The organism is Clostridium sp. AF15-41, from assembly GCF_003604095.1.
Classification (GTDB): domain Bacteria; phylum Bacillota; class Clostridia; order Lachnospirales; family Lachnospiraceae; genus Coprococcus.
In genome coordinates, this window is sequence record NZ_QTMQ01000030.1 from 378 (window position 1) to 645 (window position 268).

Genomic DNA, 268 nt, shown 5'->3' on the forward strand with positions numbered 1-268 from the left:
ACTTCTGCTGTTCCGCCATTTGGTACGGCTGCTGTTGCTGTTGCTCCGGCTTCTGTACTTCCACCATCTACTTTGTAAGTAGTAGTGACTGTATAACCTGTTGATCCGGTCACAGTCTCTGTCACCGTATATGTTCCTTTTGCAAGATTATCAATCGTATAACTTCCGCTTGCATCCAGTTCTGTTCCGGCTATCGTCTTGCTATATCCGTTTGATCCGGCGATCTCAAAGCTGATATCCGCTGCTACATCCGCAAGCGTCTTGTCTC

General features: G+C 47.4%; 1 protein-coding gene. It reads right to left on the minus strand.

Annotation, left to right across the window (positions count from 1 at the left end):
* Nucleotides 1-268, minus strand: a 268-nt coding sequence (locus DWW43_RS12150) for a SpaA isopeptide-forming pilin-related protein (protein ID WP_207666017.1), incomplete at both ends; no start/stop codon positions are given.